We start from the raw sequence: 24,101 nt of genomic DNA, 5'->3' as shown, positions 1-24,101 counted from the left end.
GCGATGAGCGAAAAACACAGCGAAGGCGCAGTCACCGACCTTGCTCGCGACGACGAGGCTGCCGAAGAAAGTTCACGAAACCTGGTGCTCGGCCCTGAAACTCAGACACTTGTTCGGCCCGAGTTCACCTCGCCGTTCGGGGAGATCGGCCGGTCGGAATGGGCGCGGCTCGCTGGGGAAACCCCTATGCCGCTTACCGAGGCGGAGGTCGAGGCCTTCCGTGGCCTTGGTGTCTCGCTCGACGTTGAAGAGGTTTCGGAGGTCTACCGGCCGCTCAGCCGACTCATCAACCAGTACGCAATCGCCGCCCGCGAGATGCATCAGCGAACTCGCAGCTTTCTGAAACGCGAAGGCGAAAAACAGAGCACCTTTGTGATTGGCGTCGCAGGGTCCGTGGCGGTCGGCAAGTCCACTGTCGCGCGTATCCTGCGCGACCTCCTCGCTCGCTGGCCCGAGACGCCAAACGTCACCCTCGTCACGACCGACGGCTTCCTCTACCCCAACGCCGAGCTCGAGCGGCGTGGCATCGCCCACCGCAAGGGCTTCCCCGAGTCGTACGACAGACGAGCACTGCTCCGCTTCGTGTCCCAGGTGAAGTCAGGCATGCCCGAGGTTCGGGCGCCGCACTACAGTCACCTGATCTACGACATCGTGCCCGACGAGTACACGACGGTTCGCCAGCCAGACATCCTCATCCTCGAGGGCCTCAACGTGCTGCAGCCGCCGACCCGCGAGCACCCCCTCGCGGTTTCAGATCTGTTCGACTTCTCCGTGTACGTTGACGCGCGCACCGACCACATCGAGGAGTGGTTCACGCAGCGCTTCTTCAGGCTGCGCGATGGGGCGTTCTCAGACCCCAACTCGTTCTTCCGCAAGTTCGCGACGCTCAGCGATTCTGAGAGCCGCGCCTACGCGCACGGCATCTGGAAGTCGATCAACGAGCCGAACCTCATTGAGAACATCCGGCCGACGCGGGCGAGAGCAACGCTCGTGCTGCGCAAGGGCGCCGACCACCGCGTCGAAAAGGTGCTCCTCCGGAAGCTGTAGGCGCTGGGTTGGGGCTGCCGCCCATATCGCTAGGATCTGCAGCGTTGCTGCTCCGCAGCCCGCCCCCCAGTACCCATGGGATCTGCAGTATTGCTGCCCCGCAGCCCGCCGCCAGTATCCCTGGGATCTGCAGTACATATGCCCTGCAGCCCGATAACCGGCATTGACATCGCAGATCCCATACCTGCTGTCGGCTGTCGGCTGTCGGCTGTCGGCTGCACACACTGGCATCGCCACCATTCCGGCTGCCGCTTCGACTGGCCACCGCCCGCCGCCAGTACCCCTGGGATCTGCAGTATCAATGCCCAGCAGCCCGATATCCGGCATTGACATCGCAGATCCCATACCTGCTGCCGGGTGTCGGGTCCTGCCGCATCCAGCTCCAGCTCAAGTCCCAAGCCCCAGCCCCAGCCCCAGCCCCAGCCCCAGCCATCGTGCCGGAGCCGACAGCGACTCTGGCGTTCAGTACACCTGGGATCGGCGGTATTAATGTCCACCAGCTCGATTTTTGGCATATCCATCAGGGATCGCATTGCTATGGGCGGCAACAGGCCCGACAACAGCCGACGAGACAGTCGCCACATCGTACGGCGCCCATCCCCCGAGGTGCTTCGTCCACAACCTGTTGTGTCTCAGCAATCCCACTCAGCTCTGCACAGACTGCGGCGGAGACACTCGAAGAAGAGCCCGCGGGCGCAGACTGGCTCACATGATCACAGGTATTCTCTCGAAACGCGGCGGAGTCATCCGAAGCTCCGAACTTGTTGCACGCGGAATGACCCGCTACCGCATACAGCAAGAGGTCGCAGCCGGCGGGCTCATCCGATTCAAGAAAGGATGGCTCGCAACGCCCACGGCCGACCCTCAGGTGGTTGCTGCCGCGACTGCGGGCCTCACCTTAAGTTGCGTCACGCAGGCGGCACGCCTGGGGCTCTGGGTCCGGCGAGTCCCCGAGGGCGAGCACTTCGGCGTTCCGCGGCCAGGCTCGGAACGACGCCCACCCGGGTCAGTGCTCCACTACCACGAGCCAATCGTGCCACGGGCGAGGTTCGCCCTCGTCGACTCGATCGAAAACGTCCTCATGCTGGTCGCACAGTGCGAGCCGTTCGAAGATGCCGTCGCGACCTGGGACTCTGCGCTCAACAAGAATCTCGTGGATCGGGCAGGGCTGGACCTCTTGCCGCTGCCGACCGCGTCAAAGCGTGTGCTTCAGGCGACAGACCCATTCGCAGATTCAGGGCTTGAAAGCTACTTCAGACTGCGCCTGAGTTGGATGAGGCTACCGCTCGTGGCGCAAGCCTGGCTCGTGGGACGGAGGGTCGACTTTCTCATTGGGTCGCGCCTTGTCGTACAGATTGACGGCGCCCACCACACTGGGCCACAGCGCGATGTCGACATCGAACACGACGCGCAGCTCAGACTTCGCGGGTTCACCGTTATTCGGGTGAGCTATGCGCAGGTAATGCATTCCTGGCCCGAGACGCAGGCACTCATTATGAGAGCAGTTGCGGTTGGGCTCCATCAGCCAGCGCGGCTCGCATAGTGAGCAACCAGCCTCGTTGTCCGCTAGGACGCGGTCCTGCCATCAAAAGTGGTTCGGTCGTGCGGGTGGGGGTGCATCTCAGTCACATCACATGTGATCTGCACGAGAAAAGCCAATTGCAAGTCGCTACTGCATCCCAAGTAAAGATCCCATACGCAACGCAGATGCCCGGCAGTGTCGACTTGGTGAAAGGTGCAAAGCCAAAGATTCCCACAGAGCTCCACACGGTTCCGCAGGGGGCCACAGGGTGTCAAACGTTTCCACAGAGTCCAACGGGTTACACAGAGTCCAACGGGTTCCACCGAGCCCGACGGGTGCCAACGGGCTCTACAGGGCAGAAACGCAGAGACCCGATTCAGAAGAGCGCCGATCGCACCACAAATTCCCCCGGGAACGCCAACGGCCGGGGCGCAGCGACGAGTCGTCGCTACACCCCGGCCGAAGAGCGAGGACTAGACCGCCAGACGTTCCTTCACGATCGCCGCAAGGTCATCGGCGAGCTGCTGAGCCTGAGCGACCTCGGCCGCCTCAACCATCACACGGACGACAGGCTCGGTGCCAGAGGGACGAAGGAGCACGCGCCCCTCGCCCTTCAGCGCCTCCTCAACCTGGTGAACGGCCTGCTGGAGCACCTCGTCGCTGCTCGCGCGTGAACGGTCAACACCGCGCACATTCACGAGCACCTGCGGGTACACTTTCATGCACTCGCCAAGCTCGGTAAGCGACTTACCCGAACGGACGATTTCGGCGGCAATATGCAGCCCCGTGAGGATGCCATCACCAGTCGTCGCGAACTCGCTCATGATGACATGACCGGACTGCTCTCCGCCGAGCGAATATCCGTGCTCGTTGATCGCTTCAAGCACATAGCGATCGCCAACGCCAGTCTCGACGACGTCGATCCCGTTGTCTGCCATCGCGAGCTTCAGCCCGAGGTTCGACATCACGGTGGCGACAAGCGTGTTCTGGTCAAGCTTGCCGCGTGCGGACATCGAGAGCGCGAGAATCGCCATGATGCGGTCGCCGTCAATTACGTTGCCTGCGCTGTCGACTGCGAGGCAGCGATCAGCATCACCGTCGTGCGCAATGCCGAGATCGGCGCCGTGCTCAAGAACTGCGGCGATGAGCGGTTCGAGGTGGGTGGATCCCACGCCGTCATTGATGTTCATGCCGTCGGGGTCGTTACCGATCACGACGACCTTCGCGCCCGCATCACTGAACGCGTCGGGGGAAATGCCTGACGCTGCACCGTGGGCGCAATCGAGCACGACAGACAGCCCTTCGAGCGAGAGGCCCTCGAGTGTCCCGAGGAGGTGCACGAGGTAGCGATCCTCAGCGTCAGCGAACCTCTGGATCCTGCCGACCTCGTGTCCGGTGACGGCGATCGCAGGCTCGCGCATTGCGGCCTCAATCTTGTCCTCGACGTCGTCAGGGAGCTTTCGCCCGCCCTCGGCGAAGAACTTAATGCCGTTGTCGGGCGCGGGGTTGTGCGATGCCGACACCATGACGCCGAAGTCGGCTCCGGTGTCAGCAACGAGATACGCGGCGGCAGGCGTCGGGATGACACCAGCATCGAGTACGTCGACGCCGGCTGCGGCGAGGCCGGCCGACACTGCGGCCGAGATGAACTCGCCAGAAACCCGCGGATCGCGCGCAACGATCGCGGTAGCGCGACGGCTCTCGCCTCGGGCGTTACGTCCGAGTACGAGAGCCGCTGCGTGCGCGAGGCGCAGGGCAAGGTCGGCGGTGATATCCACCCCGGCCAAGCCCCGCACCCCATCAGTGCCAAACAGGCGTCCCATGTGGGAATACGCTCCGGTTTAGCGCTTCGAGTACTGAGGCGCCTTACGGGCCTTCTTGAGTCCAGCCTTCTTGCGCTCCTTGATGCGAGCGTCGCGGCTCAGGAAGCCAGCCTTTTTCAGCGTTGCACGGTTGTGCTCAGCGTCAATCTCGTTGAGGGCGCGTGCGACTGCGAGGCGGAGTGCGCCTGCCTGGCCCGAGGGGCCGCCGCCATCGATGTTGGCGATGAGGTCGTATGCGCCGCCGAGCTCGAGCACGGTGAACGGATCGGTGATGAGCTGCTGGTGCAGCTTGTTCGGGAAGTACTCAGCGAGCTCGCGACCGTTAACGGTCATCTTGCCCTCGCCCGGGATGAGGCGAACGCGTGCGACAGCCTGCTTGCGGCGGCCAACAGCTGCACCAGGAACGGTGAGTGCGGGACGCGGGGTTGCAGCGGTTGCCTGCGACGCGGGGGTCTCAGTGGTGTAGCTCTCAGGGGCCACGGTCTGCTCTTCAGTCACGTTAAAGTCTCTCTTCTTGCGTCTCTAGCGCGCTTACTGCGCAACCTGGCCAAAGGTGTAGGGGGTCGGCTGCTGCGCAGCGTGGGGGTGCTCCGGACCCGCGTAAACCTTCAGCTTGCGGAACAGGTCTGCACCGAGCGAGTTCTTCGGGAGCATGCCACGGATGGCCTTCTCGACTGCGCGCTCGGGGTTCTTCGTGAGGAGCTCGGTGTAGCTCACCGAACGGAGGCCGCCCGGGTAGCCCGAGTGGCGGTATGCCTTCTTCTGCGCTGCCTTGTTGCCGGTCAGCACAACCTTGTCCGCGTTGACGATGATGACGTAGTCACCCATGTCCATGTGCGGTGCGAAGGTGGTCTTGTGCTTGCCGCGAAGCAGAGCTGCGGCGTGGGATGCGAGGCGGCCGAGAACCACGTCTGTTGCGTCGATGACGATCCAGTCGTGCTTCTGGTCAGCTGCCTTCGGCGAGTATGTGCGAGTCACTGTCGTGCTGCTTTCTGTCGAAATGGAGGAGTTCTTGAATCCCACTCCGTGCGAGGTCTCGCGGGGCAGTGCCTCGTGAGTTCCTGTGCGGTGGAGGGCTCAACAATTCGGGTGCTTGCGCACCAAGGATCAACTTTAGCACAGATCGTTCAGTCATCGAGCGGGTCGCGGCGTGCCCGCGTCTGCTCGGCTCGGGCCGCAAGCTCGGCGTCTTCCGGGTAGCCGATTTCTTCGAGCGAGAGGCCATGTGCTGGCATGACAGTGAACCGGCTGGTGCGTTCTCTCGCGTCGCGCAGCCCGACGAGCTCCCCCGGGGTGAGGCGGCCATGCCCGACAGCGACGACCGAGCCGACGAGCGCTCGCACCATCGAGTGACAGAAGGCATCTGCCTCAATTCGGGCGGCGTATGCGCCGTCATTGGTTTCGCGCCAGTCAAACGCGAGGAGCTCCCGCACGGCAGTCGCGCCCTCGCGCGCTTTGCAAAAGGTGGTGAAGTCCTGAAGCCCGAGGAGGTCTTCAGATACGCGCTGCATGGTGGCGAGGTCGAGTACGCGCGGTACGTCGGCGGTAAAGCGTGTAGTGAGCGGGTCTCGGCGAGCGTTCTCCGGCCGAAGGCGGTACTCGTATCTGCGCCGGAGGGCCGAGAAGCGGGCGTCGAATCCTTCCGCTGCTCGGGCGACGCTGTGGATCGCAATGTCGCTCGCGCTGTTCTGCAGGACCCCGTTCAGGCGTCGTGTCATGAGCCGGGCGGCCTCACTGGATGCGGTGCAGGCGGACGCGGGGGTCGCCGCCGCGACCGTGGCCCCCCGCCGCTGGGTCGCACCCCATTTTTCAAGCTGTTCTGGCGTGACATCCAGATGCGCGACCTGACCGCGAGCGTGTACTCCGGCGTCGGTTCGCCCGCCAACGGTGAGTCGCAGTTGTCCCGTTTCAGCGCGTAAAAGCCGTGCAAGTGCGGCCTCGATCTCGCCTTGCACAGTGCGCAGGCCTGGCTGGGTCGCCCAACCCGAGAAGTCTGTCCCGTCGTAGGCGATGTCGAGGCGCAGCCGGATCGTTTCCACCCCTCAAGCTTGCCAGATGTCTGGCAGGACGTGGCGAGGGCGTGACGACTGCAGTCGCGTGGCACCGAACTGGGCTCTCCCATCCTTCCGAGGTACCATCTTCGAGTGTCTGTTAGTCCGTTGCGCCCGACTGGAGCTCCCGCGACTGCACGCGGACGCCGGTTCGGCGGGCTTGACGGCCTGCGCGCGATCGCAGTTGGCATGGTGCTTGTGTACCATCTCTTTCCTACCGCGCTGCCTGGCGGTTTCCTTGGCGTTGACGTCTTCTTCGTCATGAGCGGGTTTCTGATCACCTCGCTGTTGCTACGCGAGTTGCAGGGCACCGGCCGCATCGATTTGCTCGCGTTCTGGCGTCGGAGGGCACGGAGATTACTCCCCGCTGTCGCCCTTGTTGTGCTCGTGAGTACGTCGCTCGCGCTCGCGGCGAGCCGTGACCTGCTTGTCGGCGTGGCCCAGCAGATTGCCGGCGCGCTGCTGTTCGTGAGCAACTGGGTGTTCATCGCGAACGGCTCCGATTACTTTGCCAGGGATGCTCCCGAACTCTTCCGCAATTTCTGGTCACTCGCGCTTGAGGAGCAGTTCTACATCGTCTTGCCGCTCATCGCGGTGCTTGTGTTCAAGCTTCGCTCTCGGCTTACCCGGGCGATCCCTCTTGCTCTCCTCGGGGTCGGGTCGGCGTTTCTCATGGCCGCGCTCGCGAATGGGGGCGCTGAGCCCACCCGTGTCTACTTCGGTTCCGACTCGCATAGTTTCGGGCTTTTTCTTGGCGCGGCCATGGCGGTGGTGCTGTCTTCGCGCGAGCAGCAGCGCATCGGGCGGGCAGGGCAGATCGCCTCGGTGGGCGTCGCGGCTGCAGGCTTCGCCGTGCTTGGCTACCTCGCGGTGGCGCTGCAGGAGGCGAGCCCGGAGAGCTTCGCTTGGGGGTTCCAGGCTGCGACTTTCGCAGCGCTCGGTATTGTGTGGGCTGTCACCCGCGAGGGCGCGCTTATCGGCAAACTCCTTGACGTCGCCCCGCTCCGCTGGGTCGGCGAGCGCTCCTACGGCATCTACCTCTGGCATTGGCCGCTACTGGTGATCGCGACGAGTGTCGCAACGGCTGCCGGGCTCGGAACGACACCGGTTGCGCAGTTCGTCTCACTCGCCCTCACTCTCGTGTTCGCCGCACTCTCCTACCGCTTCGTCGAGCAGCCCGTGCGCCGCGTTGGCCTGCGAGGCGCACTTCTTCGCTGGTTCAGTCCGCGTCGGTACACAACCAGGCAGCGGCGCGTCTCCATCGCGCTTGCCTCAGTGCTCGCGGTGACGTTTCCGCTCACGGGCGTCGCCGTCGCGATCGCACCTGAGCGGACGTCGTCGGCCGACTCGATCCTGCGCGGCCAAGAACAACTCGAGGCCGACAAGGGTGCCGCCGACGGGCAGGGCACTGGCGTCGAGCAGGACGGCACTGATGAGCAAGGCGTCGCGTCCCCGCCGTCCGATGAGCCTGCAATTCGCGATCAGGATCAGGCACAAGCATCGCCAGCGATCCAGTTCACTGGCCCCGAGATCACTGCCGTCGGCGACTCGGTTATGCTCGCAAGCTATCCCGAGCTCACTGAGGCATTCCCGGGAATCGAGGTTGATGCCGCGGTCTCCCGTGGGCTGTGGGCCGGCGTTGACATCCTTGGCGAGATTGCCGCCCGGGGTGAACTGCGGGACGTCGTCGTCGTTGGGCTCGGGACGAACGGGCCCGTCGAGCCGGAGTCGCTCACTGCGCTCAAGGACGTGATTGGCGCGCGACCCCTCGTGCTTGTCGACGCCCACGCGGATCGCGACTGGATCCCTGAAGTCAACGAGAACCTCAACTCGTTTGCCGCAGCCCACAGAGGGGTTGTCGTCGCCAAGTGGGACACGGGCGTAGCTGGCACCCCGGAGTTCCTCGCTGAGGACGGCATCCATCCGGGGCCCGAGGGCGGCGAGATCTACGCAGCCGCGATCAGGCAGGCGCTCGACGATTTGCTCTCCCCTGCCGAAGCTCGCGGTTGGTCGGTGGCCAGGCGCTAACGCGTCGCCGAGATCCTCCCGCGGCTCCAACCCTCACGCGGCTCCGCATTCGCTGGAGCCCTACGGACACGCAGAAACGCCCCGGGCCGAAGCCACGGGGCGTTTCTGCGTCAGTCGAGTGGGAGTGATCCCTTACTCGGCCTTCTCCTCGGCGGGAGCCTCGGTCTCAGCGGCCTCCTCGACAACCTCAGTTGCCTCTTCGACAGCCTCGGGTGCTTCCTCGACGACCTCTGCAGCCGGAGCAGCAGCCTTCTTCGTCTTCGGCTTCGGCTGGACGGGCTCGAGAACGAGCTCGATCACTGCGAGGGGTGCGTTGTCACCCTTGCGGAAACCGGTCTTGACGATGCGAGTGTAGCCACCCTCGCGGTTCTCGACGAGCGGTGCGATCTCGGTGAAGAGCTCGTGCACAACCGACTTGTCGAGGATCTGGCGCATGACGCGACGGCGAGCGTGGAGATCTCCACGCTTAGCGAAGGTCACGAGGCGCTCTGCGATGGGCTGCAGACGCTTCGCCTTGGTCTCGGTGGTCTGGATGCGCTTGTGCTCGAAGAGCTGCGCAGCCATCTGGTTGAGCATGAGGCGCTCGTGAGTGGGTCCGCCTCCGAGGCGGGGGCCCTTGGTGGGCTTAGGCATGGTTGTACTCCTGTAAGTGTTCGATCAGCGTTGAAGCCGGATCGTTAGTTAACGTCGTCCTCGTAGCTGTAGAAGTTGGCTCCGTCAAAACCGGGAACCGCGTCCTTGAGCGAGAGACCCATCTCGGCGAGCTTGTCGCGCACCTCAAAGACGGACTTCTGACCGAAGTTACGAATGTTCATGAGCTGGGCTTCCGAGAGCGCAACGAGTTCGCTCACGGAGTTGATGCCCTCACGCTTGAGGCAGTTGTAGCTGCGAACCGAAAGGTCGAGATCCTCGATCGGAATCGAGAGCTCGCCCTCGGCGACAACCTCAACCGGCGCGGGGCCGATCTCGACGCCCTCAGCGGCAGTGTTCAGCTCGCGTGCAAGCCCGAACAGCTCGACAAGCGTCGAACCTGCTGACGCGATTGCGTCACGGGGGCTGATAGCTGGCTTCGACTCGACGTCGACCACCAGGCGGTCGAAGTCAGTGCGCTCGCCGGCACGAGTTGCCTCGACACGGTAGGTCACCTTGAGCACGGGCGAGTAGATCGAGTCGACCGGAATACGGCCTACCTCTGCGTCGTCGTTACGGTTCTGCGCTGCAGAAACGTAGCCACGGCCGCGCTCGATGGTGAGCTCAAGCTCGAACTGTGCGTCGTCGCCAAGTGTCGCAATGACAAGCTCGGGGTTGTGCACCTCAACGCCAGCAGGCGCCGAGATGTCAGCGGCGGTAACCTCGCCTGCCCCGGTCTTGCGAAGGTACGCGGTGATCGGCTCGTCGTGCTCGCTCGAAACCACGAGGCCCTTGATGTTCAGGATGATCTCGGTGACGTCTTCAGTGACACCGGGGATCGTCGTGAACTCGTGAGCGACGCCCTCGAAGCGAACGCTTGTCACAGCGGCTCCGGGGATCGAGGAAAGCAGGGTACGACGGAGCGAGTTTCCAAGCGTGTAACCGAAGCCAGGCTCGAGGGGCTCGATGGTGAAGCGCGAGCGGTACTCGGAGATTGAATCTTCGGTCAGAGTGGGGCGCTGTGCAATGAGCACTGTGTTAGTTCCTTTCGCTGGAGTCCGCTATATGACTCTGCGGTAAAGAGGGTGTTGGGAACGTACCGGATCTCGCGTGAGGAGAGCCGGTGTCGCGCCGACCGAGGCCGGCGCGACAGTGAGGCTCAGACGCGGCGACGCTTCGGTGGGCGGCAGCCGTTGTGGGTCTGCGGGGTGACGTCGTTAATCGAGCCAACCTCGAGGCCTGCGGCCTGCAGCGAGCGGATCGCGGTCTCGCGGCCCGAACCGGGGCCCTTCACGAAGACGTCGACCTTCTTCATGCCGTGCTCCTGCGCCTTACGGGCGACGGACTCTGCGGCGAGCTGAGCGGCGAACGGGGTCGACTTACGCGAACCCTTGAAGCCAACTCCACCCGAGGAAGCCCAGGTCAGCACGGCACCAGTGGTGTCCGTGATCGAGATGATCGTGTTGTTGAACGTCGACTTGATGTGGGCGTGGCCCACGGCGATGTTCTTCTTGTCCTTGCGGCGCGGCTTGCGCGCAGCCGACTTAGGTGCAGCCATTGAGAATTCTCCTGAAAGCTATGTGTGATGGTCGGTGTGAACCGGTGTTACTTCTTCTTACCGGCGACGGTGCGCTTCGGGCCCTTGCGGGTACGAGCGTTCGTCTTGGTGCGCTGACCATGCACAGGCATGCCCCGGCGGTGGCGAATACCCTGGTAGCTGCCGATCTCAACCTTGCGGCGGATGTCGGCCTGAACCTCACGGCGGAGGTCACCCTCTACCTTGAAGTTGCCCTCGATGTGGTCGCGGAGCAGAACGAGCTGGTCGTCGCTCAGGTCGCGAACACGGGTGTTCCCGTCGATGCCAGTCGCCTCGAGCGTCTTGAGTGCGCTCGTGCGGCCGACGCCATAGATGTAGGTGAGCGCGATCTCTACGCGCTTTTCGCGCGGGATGTCTACGCCTGCAATACGTGCCATGTCTGGCTCTCCTTGCGGATTAGTGGAGGTGTGGTGCGCATCGTGGGATTAGGCCTCCGACCCAAGGTGTCCCCCCTTGGCGTGAGCCGTGGGGTTCTTCGATGCGCTGTTTCTATTTTGATTTACTTGATCTGCGAGCTGCAGCGGGCCGGTTAGCCCTGGCGCTGCTTGTGACGCGGGTTGCTCTTGCAGATCACCATGACGCGGCCGTGGCGGCGGATCACCTTGCAGTGATCGCAGATGGGCTTAACGCTGGGGTTGACCTTCATTGTTTTTCCTTTAGCGGGTTCGCTGTCCTCGTACTCGCGGGATGCCGCGAGTCGTTACTTTCCGATGGACGTGCGCAGGTCTACTTGTAACGGTAGACGATGCGACCGCGGGTCAGATCGTACGGGGTCAACTCAACAATCACGCGGTCTCCTGGGAGAATGCGGATGTAGTGCTGACGCATTTTGCCCGAGATGTGCGCGAGCACCCTGTGGCCGTTTGTAAGCTCTACCCGGAACTGTGCGTTCGGGAGCGCCTCAGCTACCTGGCCCTCGATCTCGATGACGCCGTCTTTCTTCGCCATAGCCTCACTGTCGCTCGTGTTGATTCACCGGTCTTGCGAATGCTTCCCCCCGGTTTTCGCGATCACGAAAACAGGCACAAAGCACCAACGAGTAATCATATCCCCGATTCCCCCGCATGTCTACCTCTCGATTGTGTGTGCACCCTATCCAGAGACTTACGCTGTCCCTGTCATCGCGCATTGCGGGCGCTGCGGATCAGCATGAGACCGGGAACGACACCGAACCCAGCAATGGCGGCGAGACCAAACGAGATCCGCTCGGCAGCCACAACGAGGTCTCCGTGCGCCCCAGCGGCGAAGATTCCCAGGAGAGCTGAGACGAGAGCGTATGAGATCAGCTGGGTTGTGCTGAGCGCAGCGGCGGCCTTTTCACCCTCCGCGGCGTCGGCGCTAACGCCCATCGCGCGCACACTGAGGTGTGGAAACACAGCGCCAATCGCGACCCCACCGAGCACGAGCGCGAGCGCCCAGGCGAGGATCCTGCCAGGGCTAGATTCAGGCGCCTGCAGCAGACCGAACGCCGCCATTGACACCGCGAGCAAGCTCGGTGCGCCGATCATTGCCGCGCGAGCGAGCCGCGGGCCAAACTTCACGCTCACGAGCTGCATTCCTGTCCAACCGAGCGAGAGCGCGGCTCCGAGGAACCCGGCCCACACCGGCGACAGGCCGCCGAGCTGCTGCCCAAACAGCGGCACGTATGTCTCAATCATGACCCCGGCGCAGAGCGTCGCGACAAGCACGTAGACCCATTTCAGCTGGTTTCCGCGAGCGAACGCAAGCTTAGGGAGCACAGTGTGACGCGCACGCGACTCAACTGCGAGAAAGAGCACGAGCAGAAGCGCGCCGATAGCAATGGCCAGGCTATCGTGCCCCGCGGGGCGGAGCATAGGCGCGATGCTAAGGCTCGCCGCTGCGCCGGCGAGCACGAGGAGCGACGCATAGGGAAGCGGCTCCGGCACACGATCAGTGATAGCACGAGCCGGGAGCGCCCGGATGCAGAGCACGCCGAGCAGGATCGCGACGCCGGCAAGCACTGCGTAGGCTGTCCGCCACGCGCCGAGCTCCCCAGAAACGCCACCCAGGCTCGGCCCGACAAGCGCCCCAACACCCCACATTGCCGAGACGAGGGCCGCGGCCTTCAGCCAGAGAGCACGTGGCAGCGCCGACCTGATGACTGCGTAGCCGAGCCCGGCAAGCAGCCCACCGCCGACGCCTTGAAGGATGCGGCTCGCAACGAACAGTTCCATTGTGCCGCTCACAGCGGCGGCGGCTGACCCGAGGGCGAAGCCTGAGAATCCGACGAGGTATGCTCCTTTCGCGCCTAGCGCGGCGATGGTGCCGGCGACTAGCGTCGAGGCGATCACCGCGGCGATGAGGAACCCCGTCGCGACCCAGGCGAATAGCGCCTCCCCTCCTATGTCACTGACGATTGAGGGGAGGAGCGCCGCGGTGAAGTACAGGTTCATGGCGTACAGCACGGTCCCGCCCGCGAGGATCGATGCTTGCACAACGTGGGCTGCTGAGAAGAGGCGGACATCTCCCCCACCTTCGAATGCGTTGCCTGCGTCTTCGGTCTTGTTCGTTGCATTTTCAGTCACGCGGGTTAGCCTAGAAGTTCAAGTTAACTTGAAGTCAAGGGGCATCATGGAACGCAAGACTCCGACAGACAACCTGACGATCGGCGAGGTCGCCGCCCGAGCCGGAATCGCGACCTCTGCGATCCGTTTCTACGAGCAGGAGGGGCTCATCTCATCCGTGCGCACTGCCGGAAACCAGCGACGCTACCCCCGCCACACGCTGCGCCGGCTCTCGATCATCGGCTACGCGAAGCGTCTAGGGATTCCGCTCACAGAGGTCACCGTCGTGTTTGAGTCACTGCCAGCAGACAGAATGCCAAGCAAGCGCGACTGGACACGGATCTCTGCGCGCTGGTCCGCCCTGCTCGACGAGCGCAGGCGGCGGCTTGAGGCATTGCAGCAGGAGCTTGCGGCATGCATCGGGTGCGGCTGTCTCTCACTCAGCAACTGCAACGCGCTCAACCCCGGCGACGTACTCGCGGAGCAGGGCTCGGGCCCCGTGCGGCTCGAGGAAGTAGCGGAAGGCGGTTCCACCGCGCCGAGCTAGCCGCCGAGCATCGCGGCGACAGCCTCGTCCAGCCAACTGGTCGGCTCGCAAGACGCCGCGCGCGCGGCGATCACCCCGTCGGGCCTCACGAGAAGGGCCTCGCCGGGCGCGAGCTGGGCGCGGTTCAGGAGCGCCGCCGAGGCCCACTCCCCCTCCGTTAGCGAGACAACCGCCAGGTCGACGTGCGGTCCGGCAGGGACCGAGCTTTTCCAATCGGCCCAACGCTCAGCGCTGCCCGCAACGAGAAGTCGTGCGCGCCCCCATTCGGCGTCGAGCACCGAGCCGCCACCGTCGAGTTCCGCGTGTGGCAGCCGGCGTCCCGGCAGCGCAGCTGGCGCATATGGGCCTTCGGGCAGCGCCTGCGCCGGCGCGTAGCCACTCCCTAAGAGCAACTCGTCCTCGATGCCATACGCCCGGCCCGCGTTGCCGAGTGAACGATCAACAACCGCGACCGCGACGGGCCGGCGCTGCGCCGTATAGCTGTCGAGGAGGGAGGCCTCTGCCTCGCCCCGGATCACGGCTATTAGCTGCCACGCAAGTGCCTGAGCGTCAGCGATTCCGACATTCATGCCGTGTCCGCCCGTTGGTGGGGTCTGATGCGCAGAGTCGCCAGCGAGCAGGAGCCGTCCCGCGCGGAATGAGTCAGCAACGCAGGCGTCCATGCGCCAGAGCATTGTGTCGGTGACCTCAACTGGGAGGTCCGATATGCCTGCTGCGTCGCGCACGAGCTCCACAAGCCGCGGCAGGTCGTGCCTGAGGGCGTCGGACTCTTCGCCGACCGAAATCGGATACTGATAGATCCACTCGGTATCGTTGTCAACCGCGAGAAACCCCCCTTTTCCTCCCGAGATGAAGTAGGAGGTCGCCTCGCGTCCTTGCACAACCTTCCCGAGCGGCGCGCGGAAGCGGACGGAAAGATAGCGGCCGAGATCCTGCTCACCTTGAAGCGCGATACCCGCCCGCTCTCGGACGATACTGCGCGCCCCATCGCACCCGACGACCCAGTCGGCGCGGAGTTCACTGCGCCCAGCGACACCATCGATAGTGACAGTGACACCGCGCTCGTCTTCGGCGAGATCAACAACCCGAGCCCCGAGCATCAGATCGGCACCGGCCTCCCGCACCGCCTCGGCGAGCACCGGTTCGAGGCGGTCTTGCGAGCACAGCGCACCTGGTGAGGGCGTATTCACCGAGGACCCGGTGGGACCCGAGGCCCCTGCAGTCAGCTCTGCTACTGGGTCAATGAGGCTCTTCCCCCGAAAAAAGCGCACGTGCTCGGCTGGGAGCGATGCCGCCCGCACGGCACCCTCGATGCCCAACCCACGGTAGGTCTCCATTGAGCTCGCGGAGACGCCTCGAGCCTTCGGGTGCCGAGACAACCCCGGGTGCGCCTCGACCACAAGCACGTCGACGCCCCGCTGGCCGAGCAGCGCCGCGAGCGTCAGGCCAACCGGACCCGCACCAACGATGATGACTTCTCGCCGCGTCGTGTTCTCTTGCAAAGCTACCTCCGTAACGCCTAATTTCAGATTAGACGTTACACTAGGTGCATGCAGCCTCGCCAGACCCAACGCCAAGACCCCGAACGCCCCCTGGGCCTCCGCTTCGTCGTTGACGCCATCAACGCCCCCAACCCCTCATCCTCCTGGAGCGCACTGACCGAGGCCCACGGCGACCCGTTACTCGGCGAACTCGCAACCCAGCAAGAGCACGTTCACGCGGCGGTGCACGCGCTGCGAAGCATCTTTGAGATCCAGGATCCAGGCCAGGCCGCAGCCAAACTCAACCAACTGCTCGCTGAGTGCTCGACGCAACCAGAACTGGCCGAACTTCCTGACGGCCGATGGGCGCTTCGGCCAAGCCTCACCGGCACATCGACGGCTGCCACAACCCTCACTCGCGTCGGGGCCTTTGCGCTCGCGACCTGGCTCTCGGAGCGTGGCCGATGCGCCTGGGGCCTGTGCGAGGCCACTGGATGCGATCGGGCGTTCATCGACGAGGGACGACGCGCGGCGCAGCGATTCTGCAGCACGACGTGCGCCACCCGAACCAGAGTTGCTCTCCATCGCAAATCGGGAGCGGTCGCCGACGCCGGCGACACCACCGCCACGGAGTGAGCGCGGACACACTGACGACTCCCTCTGCAGGCGGACTGCGCCCAAGCCACTCTGCATGGCTCCATCGACCCTACAGGGCGATTTCTATCGGAACTGCTACGATCGTTGCAGGACAGATAGTTGGGAGCTCGAATGAATGCGACCGGTGAAAGCGCCGAGGCGACAACGCTCAAGATGACGACAGGCACGAAGGCACTCATCTGGGCGGTGCTCGGCGCGGCAGGCGTCGGCCTCGGCCTCGCACTCCCCTGGATCCTTCAGCACGCTGCCTCGTGGCCAATCCCTTACATCAACGCGCTTCAGGCGCTCGGCTCAATCGATTCCCCGTTCATGGTGGCCGGCAGGCCCGCCGTCCTCGGCGTCATTGGCCTCGCCTTTGCGTTCTACATCACCCACGAGGCAGCCCAACTTGTCATCACCAACCAGTCAATTCAGGTGACTGAGGGTGACGACACAAGAGTCATCGAGCGCAGGAACGTTGGGGGCGTCTACGCGAAAGGCGGCAAGGTGCGGATCGAGTCCCGCGAAGGCCGGGTCCTGTTTCACGACGATGTCGAGGGCGGCAAGGCGGCAATCGCCGCGGCGTTCACCCGCCACGGCTACCCCTGGGAGTCAATCGACCGCGGCTCGCGGGTGGCTGCGCAGTGATTTCAAGCGTAAGCGCCACTGCGCCGAGCCCCTCGCCCACTGTCGCATCACCCACTGTCGCGTCTCCCACCGTCACAGTATCCGCACGCACGCTCATCGACGGCTCCTTTAACGCAGCGGGTGAAGCGCAGCTTGCAGCGGTCTACGATGTCGGCCTCGCGCTCGGCATCGCCGAGCAGACCGTGCGGCTCGCGCTGCGCCGCATGCAGGCCGCCGGCGAGCTCACGCAGATAGGCCGCGGCCGCGCCGGCCGCATCGAACGCACCCCCGACGCGCGTGCACGGACGCGTCGGGAACGGGCGCTCGTCGACTTCGCATTCGCGCAGGACGCGGGAAGCGTCGTCTGGGACGAAAAATGGCGCCTGTACGCATTCTCCATCCCCGAACGTTCACGCGCGGAACGCGATGCACTCCGAAACGCACTGGTCTGGCTCGGCGCCGCACCGATCGGTGCTGGAATGTATGCCAGCCCACACGAGCTCGGAGATGAGCTCGCGGCAACGCTCTCGCCAACCACAATCGAAAGATGGCTCGTTCGGGCAACCTCGACCGACCTCACCCTTCCTGGATTTAGCACCCACCAAGACATCGCGGAGGGCCTGTGGCCCGCCGAGACGACGATAGCCGCTTATGCACCACTGGCCGCCGTACTCGCGTCGCCAGCGAACGGAAGCCTCGATGAGATCGCCGCAAGCGCGCGAGCGCTGCAGCTCGCAGAGGGGCTTGACCAGGCACTCGCAGTGGATCCGCTCCTGCCCGGTGAGCTTCGCCAAGCCGATTGGGAGCCGAAGCGCCTTCGCGGTGCGTTCATGGCGGAGTGGGAAACGCTCGAGCAGGCGTGGCCCACGCTCCCGATGTTCAGCTAGCCAAGTCCCCCAATACAGCAGAGCGCCGCTACCCGTTGGTAGCGGCGCTCTGCTGTAGAGACCTGCGTGAACTAGGCGATCGGCGCGGGCGTGATCCCGAACTGGGCGAGACCAGCGGCGCCACCGTCATCAGCCGTCAGGACCCAGATTCCGCCCTCATGCACGGCAACAGAGTGCTCCCACTGGGCACTCATAGCACCGTCAGCAATCGACACTGTCCAGTCATCGTCCTGAACAACAGTGTCGATCGTGCCAGCCGAAATAATCGGCTCGATGGCGACAACAAGACCAGGCTTTACCTCGGGGCCCCGCTTCGGCACCGCAACGTTGAACACCGGCGGGTCCTCGTGCATGCTCCGGCCAATTCCGTGACCAATGTAATCTTCAAGCACGCCGAAGTCACTGTGCTTACGAACGTAGCGCTCAACCGCATCGCCGACCTCGTTCAGGTGCGTCGCACGCGCGAGACGCGCGATCCCCTGCCACATGGCCTGCTCGGTCACATGCGAGAGCTTTTCGTTCGCTTCGGTGAGCTCAGGCCTCGACGGGTCCGGAATCACGGCAGTGAATGCGGCGTCGCTGTGCCAGCCCCCAATAACGGCGCCCACGTCGAGCGACACAATGTCGCCCGGAGCAAGCGGCCTGTCAGTCGGAATTGCATGGACAACGTCGGCATTCACGTTCGCACAGATCGTGTGCCTGTAGCCAGGCTCGAGCATGAAGTTCGGCTCGCCACCCCTCGCGCGAATCGCGTCCTCCGCGATCGCGTCAAGCTCGAGCGTGGTGATCCCCGGCTTCACCGCAGCTCGCATCGCAGCGAGCGCGTCAACAGCAGCCAAACCCGGCTCAATCATGAGCCGGAGCTGCGCCGGCGACTTATAGATCGAACGGCGGAGGAACCCGCGACGCGACATTCCTAGCGGCCCAACCTCTCGCTGAGGGCGACGGCAATGCGCTCGGCGACCTCGTCGATGCCCCCAAGCCCGTCAACGCTCACAAGAATGCCGCGCTCAGTGAAGAGCTCGATAAGCGGAGCAGTCTGCTGCGCGTACACATCCTGGCGGTGGCGGATTACCTCTTCAGTGTCGTCTGCACGACCCTCGATCTCGGCGCGCTTCAAGAGACGCGCGACGACCTCGTCAGTATCGGCTTCAAGGAGCACAACCGCGTCAAGCGCGTCGCCCTCAAGCATCCCGTCAAGAGCCTCAACCTGCTCAACATTTCTCGGGTAGCCATCGAGCAGGAATCCGCCTGCAGCGTCCTCCTGCTGGAGGCGATCCTGAACGATCTCGTTCGTCAGCGAGTCTGGAACGAGCTCGCCCGACTCAATGATCGCCTGCACACGCTGTCCGAGCTCCGTGCCGCCCTTGATGTTCGCGCGAAAAATGTCTCCAGTGGAGATCGCGGGAACGCCATACGATTCGGCGATCTTCGAAGCCTGGGTGCCTTTGCCCGCGCCAGGAGGGCCAATGATGAGAAGTCGAGTTACTGTCACTTGAGAAGTCCTTCGTAGTGGCGCTGCTGGAGCTGAGCGTCAATCTGCTTGACGGTCTCGAGACCCACGCCAACGATAATGAGGATCGACGCGCCACCGAACGGGAAGTTCTGGTTTGCGCCGAAGAACGAAAGCGCCACGAGCGGAAGCAGCGCAATGATGCCGAGGTAGAGCGAGCCAGCGCTGGTGATGCGCGTCAGCACGTAGTTCAGGTACTCAGCCGTCGGGCGGCCCGCACGAATGCCGGGGATAAAGCCCGAGTACTTCTTCATGTTGTCCGCGACCTCTTCAGGATTGAAGGTGATCTGGACGTAGAAGAACGTAAACCCAATGACGAGCAGGAAGAACACGAGCATGTACAGCGGCTGATCGCCGTACACGAGGTTGTTCTGGACCCACACGATCCACGCGGCGGGCTCCTCGCCCGCCTTCGGCTGATTGAACTGAGCAATCAGCATCGGGAGATACAGGATCGCCGAGGCGAAGATGACTGGGATCACGCCAGCCATATTCACCTTGATCGGAATGTACGTGCTGGAACCGCCGTAGGTGCGACGTCCAACAACGCGCTTCGCGTACTGCACCGGGATACGGCGCTGGGACTGCTCGACGAACACGACAGCGCCAATGACCAGCATGCCGACGAGAATGACAAAGAAGAAGACCTCCCAGCCACGCTGCTCCTTGATGACCCAGAGGGCGCCGGGGAAGCTCGCAGCGATCGAGGTGAAGATGAGAAGCGACATGCCATTGCCGACGCCACGCTCGGTGATGAGCTCACCGAACCACATAATGAGGCCGGTACCGGCGGTCATCGTGATGATCATGATGAGGATCGCCCACCACTCCTGCGCGACAAGGTTCTGGCAGGCCTGGTTCACAGCCGAGCCGAAGAGCTGGCCTGAACGCGCGACGGTGATGAGCGTCGTCGACTGCAGCACTGCGAGCGCGATCGTCAGGTAACGGGTGTACTGCGTGAGCTTCGCCTGGCCAGCCTGGCCCTCCTTGTGGAGGGTCTCGAAGTGCGGGATAACCACGCGCAGAAGCTGGGTGATGATCGACGCAGTAATGTACGGCATGATGCCGAGCGCGAAGATCGAAAGCTGCAGGAGTGCGCCGCCGCTAAAGAGGTTGACCATGTCGTAGAGACCGGCGGTGCCGTCACCCTTGTTCGAGGCAAGGCAGGCCTGGACGTTGTTGAAGTCAACAAACGGCGTAGGGATAAACGAACCGAGACGGAACAGTGCGACGATTCCGAGCGTAAAAACGATCTTCCGACGGAGGTCGGGTGTACGGAAGATCCGTCCAATGGCGCTGAACAAAACTTAGCCTCCTGGATAGTTCGCGGGCCTTTGCCTGCGAGGAGCAACTAGACCAGCCTACACGTGCGGTGCGTGCTGGTGAACGAAAAGGGGGTGTTGGGGAGCCAAACGGGCTCCCCAACACCCCCTTATTCACTCGAGTAAAACTCGAATGTTACTTCACTTCACCGCCAGCGGCGACAATCTTCTCGGCTGCAGAGCCAGAGACCTTGTCGACCTGAACGGAGAGCTTGACCTTCAGGTCACCGTTGCCCAGCACCTTGACGGGCTGGTTCTTGCGCACGGCACCCTTTGCAACGAGATCCTCGATCGTGACCTCGCCACCCTTCGGGTACAGCTCCTCGAGCTTGGCGACGTTCACAACCTGGTACTCGGTGCGGAACGGGTTCTTGAACCCGCGCAGCTTCGGGGTACGCATGTGCAGTGGCATCTGGCCACCCTCGAAGCCTGCCTTGACCTGGTAGCGCGCCTTGGTGCCCTTGGTACCGCGACCAGCGGTCTTACCCTTGGACGCCTCGCCACGACCAACGCGGGTCTTAGCAGTCTTCGAACCAGCAGCCGGGCGAAGGTGGTGTGCCTTCAGCACGGCGCCGCGCTCTTCGTTGTTCTCGCTCATTCGTCGATCTCCTCAACCTGGACCAGGTGAGCAACCGCACGCACGTAACCGCGGTTCGCCTGGGTGTCCTCGCGAACGACCGTCTGGCCGATCTTGCGGAGACCGAGGCTGCGGAGCGTGTCGCGCTGGTTCTGCTTCTCACTGATCACGGACTTCGTCTGCGTAATCTTCAGGCTCTTAGCCATTACGCACCTGCCTTTGCCTTAGCGGCAGCGTCGGCCGCAGCCTTCGCCTCGGCACGCACGAGGCGGGCCGGAGCGACGCGGTCGAAGTCGAGACCACGACGAGCTGCAACGGAGCGGGGCTCCTCGAGCTGACGCAGCGCCTCAACGGTCGCATGCACGATGTTCAGGGTGTTCGACGAACCGAGCGACTTGCTCAGCACGTCGTGGATGCCAGCGCACTCGAGTACGGCGCGAACCGGGCCACCGGCGATAACACCGGTACCAGCTGCTGCCGGACGGAGGAGAACGACGCCAGCAGCGGCCTCGCCCTGCACCGGGTGCGGGATCGTGCTGCCGACGCGCGGCACGCGGAAGAAGTTCTTCTTCGCCTCTTCAACGCCCTTCGAGATTGCGAGGGGAACTTCCTTCGCCTTCCCGTAGCCGACGCCGACGGTGCCGTTGCCATCGCCTACCACGACAAGCGCGGTGAAGCTGAAGCGACGGCCGCCCTTGACGACCTTCGACACGCGGTTGATGGTTACGACGCGCTCGAGGAACTGGCTCTCGGCGCGCTCGCCACGGCCACCACGCTCGCCACGGGTGCCGCGGTCGCGGCTTCCGCGACGCTGCTCACGGGGCTCGTTGCGGTGATCGCTGTTCTGCGCCTCAGCGGCCGGAGCCTCTGTCTGAGCCTCAGCAGTCACTTCCTGCTCCTTCGTTTCGTTGCTCACAGTGTCAGACCTCCCTCGCGAGCGCCTTCGGCGATCGCAGCGACACGGCCTGCGTACTTGCTACCGCCACGGTCGAAGACAACAGCCTCGACGCCAGCAGCCTTTGCACGCTCTGCGACGAGCTCGCCGACCTTGCGGGCCTTAGCGGTCTTGTCGCCGTCGAATGCACGGAGATCTGCTTCCATCGTCGACGCCGAAGCCACGGTGTGGCCCTTGGAGTCGTCAATGATCTGCACGAATACGTGGCGCGACGAGCGGGTCACCGAGAGACGGGGACGCAGTTCGGTGCCGACAATCTTCTTGCGCAGGCGGGCGTGGCGGCGAACGCGCGCAGCCGAACGACCCTTTGCACGGGTGATGTTAGCGGCCATGGTTACTTACCAGCCTTTCCAGCCTTGCGACGAACAACCTCGTCAGCGTAACGAATGCCCTTGCCCTTGTAGGGCTCCGGCTTCTTCAGCTTGCGAATGTTCGCTGCGGCCTCACCGACCGCCTGCTTGGAGATGCCGCTGACGGTGATCTTGTTGGCGCCCTCAACGACGAGCGTGATGCCCTCAGGAGCGGTGAACGACACAGGGTGCGAGAAGCCGAGTGCGAGCTCGAGGTCCGCACCCTTCTGCTGCACGCGGTAGCCGGTGCCAACAACCTCGAGCTGCTTTGCGTAGCCCTCAGTCACACCAATGATGTTGTTGTTGATGAGCGTACGGCTCAGGCCGTGCAGCGCTCGGGACTCGCGCTCGTCGTTGGGACGAGTGACCAGGATCTGGCCGTCCTCAACTGCGACGCGAATGGGCTCTGCAACGGTGAGCGACAGCTCACCCTTCGAACCCTTGACCGTGACCTGCTGGCCATCGATCTTGACATCTACACCGCCGGGGATGGCGATGGGAAGCTTTCCAATACGTGACATGACGGCTTACCACACGTAGGCCAGCACTTCGCCGCCCACGCCCTTCTGCTCGGCCTCGCGGTCCGTGAGGAGCCCCGAAGAGGTGGACAGGATCGCAATACCGAGGCCACCGAGCACGCTCGGAATCTCAGCAGCGCCCGCGTACACGCGGAGGCCCGGCTTCGAGACGCGCTTGAGGCCCTCGATCGAAGCCTCGCGGTTCGGTCCGTACTTCAGCGTCATGGTGAGGGTCGTGCCGACGCGTGCCGCCTCGACCTTCCAGTCGCTGATGTAACCCTCACGCTTGAGGATCTCGGCGATCCGCTCCTTCAGCTTTGAGCCGGGAAGCGAAACGTCGTCATGATGTGCGCTATTTGCGTTGCGCAACCGGGTAAGCATGTCTGCTACCGGATCAGTCATCGTCATGATTGACTCTTTCTTTCTCGCCTGGTTTCACGACCCGTTACACGGGTCGCGACCTGGGTGACACGCGAACGGGGTGCCCGGGAAGGCCCCGGGCACCCTATCCGCTTGGACTATTTAGTTGTCGGCCTTGAACGGGAAGCCGAGCGCCTTGAGCAGCGCACGACCCTCGTCGTCAGTCTTTGCGGTGGTGACAATGGTGATGTCAAAACCACGCACGCGGTCAATCTTATCCTGATCGATCTCGTGGAACACACTCTGCTCGGTCAAACCGAACGTGTAGTTGCCAGCACCGTCGAACTGCTTGTCCGAAAGTCCGCGGAAATCGCGGATACGGGGCAGTGCGAGGTTCACGAGGCGATCAAGGAACTCCCAGGCACGATCGCCACGAAGCGTGACGTGCGCGCCGATGGCCTGACCCTCACGCAGCTTGAACTGCGCGATGGACTTGCGGGCCAGGGTGACCTTGGGCTTCTGGCCGGTGATCTTCACGAGGTCAGCAACTGCTCCCTCGATCACCTTGCTGTCACGAGCCGCCTCGCCAACGCCGGTGTTCACAACGATCTTCACGAGACCGGGAACCTGCATGACGTTTGCGTAGGAGAACTCTTCGCGGAGTGCCGGGACGATTTCGCCGCGGTACTTCTGCTTCAAGCGAGGCTGGATTTTGCCAGCCGCCACAGCAGCTTCAGACATTAGAGGTCCTTCCCGGACGACTTCGCGTAACGCACGCGAACCGTCTTCTTCTTGCCGTCCTTCGTGGTCTCCTCGACGCGGAAGCCAACGCGAGTCGGCTTCTTCGTCGAGGGGTCAACGACAGCAACGTTCGATACGTGAATGGGAGCCTCTACGGTCTCGATGCCACCCTCCTTCGTACCGCGGTCGGACTGGCCGACGCGAACGTGCTTGGTGACGTAGTTCACACCTTCGACGATCAGACGATCGGTCTCAGTGAGAACCTCGAGAACAACACCCTGCTTGCCACGGTAGCCACCGCGCTCCTGGGTCGGTCCCGAGATGACCTCGACGAGGTCACCCTTCTTGATCTTTGCAGCCATAG

30 protein-coding genes are annotated in these 24,101 nt (G+C 63.6%); 7 read left to right on the top strand and 23 right to left on the bottom strand.

What is annotated here, in order from left to right; genetic code table 11:
- Positions 1-3 precede the first annotated feature (3 nt).
- Together coaA and KI794_RS05165 are read left to right on the top strand one after the other, a co-directional pair.
- Positions 4-1,047 (top strand): type I pantothenate kinase, encoded by a 1,044-nt coding sequence (gene coaA, locus KI794_RS05170; protein WP_119281497.1) that lies wholly within the window; start codon positions 4-6, stop codon positions 1,045-1,047.
- A 709-nt stretch (positions 1,048-1,756) separates the two neighbouring features.
- Positions 1,757-2,590 (top strand): endonuclease domain-containing protein, encoded by an 834-nt coding sequence (locus tag KI794_RS05165; protein WP_255809365.1) that lies wholly within the window; start codon positions 1,757-1,759, stop codon positions 2,588-2,590.
- Between the two features lie 452 nt (positions 2,591-3,042).
- Here KI794_RS05165 and glmM read toward each other — a convergent pair whose 3' ends face one another.
- The 4 genes from glmM to KI794_RS05145 all read right to left on the bottom strand — a co-directional run bounded on the left by glmM (position 3,043) and on the right by KI794_RS05145 (position 6,431).
- On the bottom strand, positions 3,043-4,392 hold the full coding sequence (gene glmM / locus KI794_RS05160; protein WP_255809364.1) for a phosphoglucosamine mutase: 1,350 nt from the start codon (positions 4,390-4,392) through the stop codon (positions 3,043-3,045).
- A gap of 18 nt (positions 4,393-4,410) precedes the next feature.
- Entirely contained in the window at positions 4,411-4,890 is a 480-nt protein-coding gene (gene rpsI / locus KI794_RS05155) for a 30S ribosomal protein S9 (RefSeq protein ID WP_119281499.1), read from the bottom strand.
- Between the two features lie 33 nt (positions 4,891-4,923).
- Positions 4,924-5,370, bottom strand: a complete 447-nt coding sequence (rplM, locus tag KI794_RS05150) for a 50S ribosomal protein L13 (protein WP_119281588.1) — start codon at positions 5,368-5,370, stop codon at positions 4,924-4,926.
- 149 nt (positions 5,371-5,519) lie between these two features.
- Positions 5,520-6,431, bottom strand: coding sequence for a tRNA pseudouridine synthase A (locus KI794_RS05145; protein ID WP_255809363.1), 912 nt, complete (start codon positions 6,429-6,431; stop codon positions 5,520-5,522).
- A 105-nt stretch (positions 6,432-6,536) separates the two neighbouring features.
- Between KI794_RS05145 and KI794_RS05140 the strand changes: the two genes are divergently transcribed.
- The gene (locus tag KI794_RS05140; protein WP_255809362.1) at positions 6,537-8,471 is read left to right on the top strand and encodes an acyltransferase family protein; all 1,935 of its coding nucleotides are present in this window, start codon (positions 6,537-6,539) and stop codon (positions 8,469-8,471) included.
- Between the two features lie 132 nt (positions 8,472-8,603).
- Here KI794_RS05140 and rplQ read toward each other — a convergent pair whose 3' ends face one another.
- From rplQ to KI794_RS05105, 7 genes are all read right to left on the bottom strand, one after another.
- Positions 8,604-9,104: a 50S ribosomal protein L17 gene (gene rplQ, locus KI794_RS05135; protein WP_255809361.1), complete on the bottom strand. Its 501-nt coding sequence runs from the start codon at positions 9,102-9,104 to the stop codon at positions 8,604-8,606.
- Positions 9,105-9,148: 44 nt separating this feature from the next.
- On the bottom strand, positions 9,149-10,135 hold the full coding sequence (locus KI794_RS05130; protein WP_042544392.1) for a DNA-directed RNA polymerase subunit alpha: 987 nt from the start codon (positions 10,133-10,135) through the stop codon (positions 9,149-9,151).
- Between the two features lie 125 nt (positions 10,136-10,260).
- Positions 10,261-10,659: a 30S ribosomal protein S11 gene (rpsK, locus tag KI794_RS05125; RefSeq protein ID WP_042544393.1), complete on the bottom strand. Its 399-nt coding sequence runs from the start codon at positions 10,657-10,659 to the stop codon at positions 10,261-10,263.
- A gap of 47 nt (positions 10,660-10,706) precedes the next feature.
- On the bottom strand, positions 10,707-11,075 hold the full coding sequence (gene rpsM, locus KI794_RS05120) for a 30S ribosomal protein S13 (RefSeq protein WP_119281502.1): 369 nt from the start codon (positions 11,073-11,075) through the stop codon (positions 10,707-10,709).
- 152 nt (positions 11,076-11,227) lie between these two features.
- Positions 11,228-11,344: a 50S ribosomal protein L36 gene (gene rpmJ, locus KI794_RS05115; RefSeq protein WP_005050492.1), complete on the bottom strand. Its 117-nt coding sequence runs from the start codon at positions 11,342-11,344 to the stop codon at positions 11,228-11,230.
- Positions 11,345-11,424: 80 nt separating this feature from the next.
- Positions 11,425-11,646, bottom strand: a complete 222-nt coding sequence (gene infA, locus KI794_RS05110; RefSeq protein ID WP_119281503.1) for a translation initiation factor IF-1 — start codon at positions 11,644-11,646, stop codon at positions 11,425-11,427.
- Positions 11,647-11,816: 170 nt separating this feature from the next.
- Positions 11,817-13,244 carry an MFS transporter gene (locus KI794_RS05105; protein WP_255809360.1) on the bottom strand — a complete coding sequence of 476 codons (1,428 nt, stop codon included), beginning with the start codon at positions 13,242-13,244 and terminating at the stop codon, positions 11,817-11,819.
- Between the two features lie 46 nt (positions 13,245-13,290).
- Here KI794_RS05105 and soxR point away from each other — a divergent pair, with 46 nt between their 5' ends.
- Positions 13,291-13,770, top strand: coding sequence for a redox-sensitive transcriptional activator SoxR (soxR, locus tag KI794_RS05100; protein WP_255809358.1), 480 nt, complete (start codon positions 13,291-13,293; stop codon positions 13,768-13,770).
- Here the strand turns inward: soxR and KI794_RS05095 are convergent.
- On the bottom strand, positions 13,767-15,272 hold the full coding sequence (locus KI794_RS05095) for an FAD-dependent monooxygenase (RefSeq protein ID WP_162920995.1): 1,506 nt from the start codon (positions 15,270-15,272) through the stop codon (positions 13,767-13,769). The genes soxR and KI794_RS05095 overlap by 4 nt on opposite strands.
- A 48-nt stretch (positions 15,273-15,320) precedes the next feature.
- Here KI794_RS05095 and KI794_RS05090 point away from each other — a divergent pair, with 48 nt between their 5' ends.
- The 3 genes from KI794_RS05090 to KI794_RS05080 all read left to right on the top strand — a co-directional run bounded on the left by KI794_RS05090 (position 15,321) and on the right by KI794_RS05080 (position 17,401).
- Positions 15,321-15,887 carry a CGNR zinc finger domain-containing protein gene (locus tag KI794_RS05090; RefSeq protein WP_255809357.1) on the top strand — a complete coding sequence of 189 codons (567 nt, stop codon included), beginning with the start codon at positions 15,321-15,323 and terminating at the stop codon, positions 15,885-15,887.
- A gap of 132 nt (positions 15,888-16,019) precedes the next feature.
- Positions 16,020-16,535, top strand: coding sequence for a YqeB family protein (locus tag KI794_RS05085; protein WP_119281507.1), 516 nt, complete (start codon positions 16,020-16,022; stop codon positions 16,533-16,535).
- A complete protein-coding gene (locus tag KI794_RS05080) occupies positions 16,532-17,401 on the top strand; it encodes a PaaX family transcriptional regulator (RefSeq protein ID WP_255809356.1) in 870 nt (289 codons plus the stop codon). Before KI794_RS05085 ends, KI794_RS05080 begins: the two co-directional genes overlap by 4 nt.
- Before the next feature lie 71 nt (positions 17,402-17,472).
- On the opposite strand, the gene map is transcribed toward KI794_RS05080, so the two are convergent.
- The 11 genes from map to rplX form a co-directional block, all read right to left on the bottom strand.
- Positions 17,473-18,315, bottom strand: a complete 843-nt coding sequence (gene map, locus KI794_RS05075) for a type I methionyl aminopeptidase (RefSeq protein ID WP_119281509.1) — start codon at positions 18,313-18,315, stop codon at positions 17,473-17,475.
- Between the two features lie 2 nt (positions 18,316-18,317).
- A complete protein-coding gene (locus KI794_RS05070) occupies positions 18,318-18,896 on the bottom strand; it encodes an adenylate kinase (RefSeq protein WP_255809355.1) in 579 nt (192 codons plus the stop codon).
- Positions 18,893-20,218: a preprotein translocase subunit SecY gene (gene secY, locus KI794_RS05065; RefSeq protein ID WP_119281511.1), complete on the bottom strand. Its 1,326-nt coding sequence runs from the start codon at positions 20,216-20,218 to the stop codon at positions 18,893-18,895. The genes KI794_RS05070 and secY overlap by 4 nt, the downstream gene beginning before the upstream one ends.
- Before the next feature lie 154 nt (positions 20,219-20,372).
- Positions 20,373-20,834, bottom strand: coding sequence for a 50S ribosomal protein L15 (rplO, locus tag KI794_RS05060; RefSeq protein WP_255809354.1), 462 nt, complete (start codon positions 20,832-20,834; stop codon positions 20,373-20,375).
- Positions 20,831-21,019, bottom strand: coding sequence for a 50S ribosomal protein L30 (gene rpmD, locus KI794_RS05055; protein WP_119281513.1), 189 nt, complete (start codon positions 21,017-21,019; stop codon positions 20,831-20,833). The genes rplO and rpmD overlap by 4 nt, the downstream gene beginning before the upstream one ends.
- The gene (gene rpsE, locus KI794_RS05050) at positions 21,019-21,729 is read right to left on the bottom strand and encodes a 30S ribosomal protein S5 (RefSeq protein WP_119281514.1); all 711 of its coding nucleotides are present in this window, start codon (positions 21,727-21,729) and stop codon (positions 21,019-21,021) included. The genes rpmD and rpsE overlap by 1 nt, the downstream gene beginning before the upstream one ends.
- Complete coding sequence (gene rplR, locus KI794_RS05045; protein ID WP_119281515.1) at positions 21,726-22,100, bottom strand: 50S ribosomal protein L18; 375 nt, start codon at positions 22,098-22,100, stop codon at positions 21,726-21,728. Before rplR ends, rpsE begins: the two co-directional genes overlap by 4 nt.
- Positions 22,101-22,102: 2 nt before the next feature.
- Positions 22,103-22,639: a 50S ribosomal protein L6 gene (gene rplF, locus KI794_RS05040; RefSeq protein WP_119281516.1), complete on the bottom strand. Its 537-nt coding sequence runs from the start codon at positions 22,637-22,639 to the stop codon at positions 22,103-22,105.
- A 6-nt stretch (positions 22,640-22,645) separates the two neighbouring features.
- Complete coding sequence (gene rpsH, locus KI794_RS05035) at positions 22,646-23,044, bottom strand: 30S ribosomal protein S8 (protein ID WP_119281517.1); 399 nt, start codon at positions 23,042-23,044, stop codon at positions 22,646-22,648.
- A gap of 114 nt (positions 23,045-23,158) precedes the next feature.
- Positions 23,159-23,737: a 50S ribosomal protein L5 gene (gene rplE / locus KI794_RS05030; RefSeq protein WP_119281518.1), complete on the bottom strand. Its 579-nt coding sequence runs from the start codon at positions 23,735-23,737 to the stop codon at positions 23,159-23,161.
- The gene (gene rplX, locus KI794_RS05025) at positions 23,737-24,099 is read right to left on the bottom strand and encodes a 50S ribosomal protein L24 (protein WP_119281519.1); all 363 of its coding nucleotides are present in this window, start codon (positions 24,097-24,099) and stop codon (positions 23,737-23,739) included. The genes rplE and rplX overlap by 1 nt, the downstream gene beginning before the upstream one ends.
- Between the last annotated feature and the right edge of the window lie 2 nt (positions 24,100-24,101).

The organism is Leucobacter aridicollis, from assembly GCF_024399335.1.
Classification (GTDB): Bacteria; Actinomycetota; Actinomycetes; order Actinomycetales; family Microbacteriaceae; genus Leucobacter; species Leucobacter aridicollis_A.
Note: the sequence above shows the minus strand (reverse complement) of the source record. Positions and strands in the feature narration are given on the sequence as shown.